1 protein-coding gene is annotated in these 1,586 nt (G+C 78.7%); it reads left to right on the top strand.

Annotated elements, in window-relative coordinates; all coding sequences use genetic code 11:
- Window positions 1-1,586: FtsK/SpoIIIE domain-containing protein (locus tag ABEB16_RS19715; protein WP_345713904.1), on the top strand; the 1,586-nt coding region annotated here is incomplete at both ends.

Raw genomic sequence — 1,586 nt, 5'->3', positions numbered from 1 at the left:
GTCGCCGCCGCGCGCGCCGCCCGCCGCGACGCCGCCCCCGACGCCGCCCGGCTGCTGCTCACCGCCTGCGGCCCGCGCGCCCGCCTCTGGGAGCGCCGCCCGCACGACCCCGACCACCTCCTGGTGCGCTTCGGCACCGCCGACCTGCCCGCCGACGTGTCCCTGGAGGACCCCGCGCGCCCCGAGCACGACCGCCGGGTGCGCTGGCGGGCCGGCGACGTCCCCGTGACCGTGGGGCTGCGCGAGCACCCCGTCACGGGCATCGCCGGGCGCGGGCCCGGTGACGAGGTGCCGCGCCGGCTGGCGGCCTGGGTCGTGGCGCAGCTGGCCGTGCTGCAGAGCCCCCGCGACCTCACCGTCGTCGTCCTCACCGACGCCACCGGTGCCGGCTGCTGGGACTGGGTGCGCTGGCTGCCGCACGCCCGCCCGGCCGACGGGCAGGACACCAGCGTCCTGCTCGGCACGGACACCGCCACCTGGGGGCGCCGCGTCGCCGAGCTCGGCGCGCTCGTGGCCGCCCGCCGCCGTGCCGCGGCCGCCTCCGGCGCACCCGTGGCGTTCGGCGACGTCGTCGTCGTCCTCGACGGCGCCCGGAGGCTGCGCTCCCTGCCCGGTGTGGCCGCGCTGCTGGAGCAGGGCCCCGCCGTCGGGGTGCGCGCGGTGTGCGTCGACGCCGAGGAGCGGCTGCTGCCGGAGGAGTGCACCGCCGTCGCCGTCGTGACCGGTGCCGCCGGCGCGGAGGAGCTGTCCGTGCGGCGCAGCCGGTCCGGGGCCGTGCACGGGGTGCGCCCCGACCTGCCCGCCGCCGGCTGGTGCACCCGCGTCGGCCGCGCCCTGGCGCCCGTGCGCGACGTCGGCGACGACGGCGGCGACACCGGGCTGCCCGCCACCTCCCGGCTGCTGGACGTCCTCGACCTGGAACCGCCCACCGCCGACGGCGTCGCCGCGCGCTGGCTCGCCGGGGGCCGCAGCACCTCGGCGGTGGTGGGGGAATCCCTCGACGGGCCCTTCGCCGTCGACCTGCGCACCGACGGCCCGCACGGCCTCGTGGCCGGCACCACCGGCTCCGGAAAGTCCGAGTTCCTGCAGACCGTCGTCGCCGCCCTCGCGGTGGCCAACCGCCCCGACGAGATGACGTTCGTCCTCGTCGACTACAAGGGCGGGGCGGCGTTCAAGGACTGCGTCGACCTGCCGCACACCGTCGGGATGGTCACCGACCTCGACCCCCACCTGGTGCGCCGCGCCCTGGAGTCCCTGCGCGCCGAGCTGCGCCGCCGCGAGCACCTGCTGGCCGACGCCGGCGCCAAGGACCTGGAGGACCTGCAGGAGGGCGTCGACACCGGCCGGCTGCCCGGCGCCGCGCGCCTGCCGCGGCTGGTCATCGTCATCGACGAGTTCGCCTCCCTGGTGCGGGAGCTGCCCGAGTTCGTCACCGGCCTGGTCGACGTCGCCCAGCGCGGCCGCTCCCTGGGCATCCACCTGCTGCTGGCCACCCAGCGCCCCGGCGGGGTGGTCTCCCCGGAGATCCGCGCCAACACCCCCCTGCGCATCGCGCTGCGCGTCACCGACGCCACCGAGAGCACCGA

The sequence above is a fragment of the Kineococcus glutinatus genome, from assembly GCF_039542765.1.
Taxonomy (GTDB): domain Bacteria; phylum Actinomycetota; class Actinomycetes; order Actinomycetales; family Kineococcaceae; genus Kineococcus_A; species Kineococcus_A glutinatus.
This window is presented reverse-complemented; position numbering and strand designations above follow the sequence as displayed.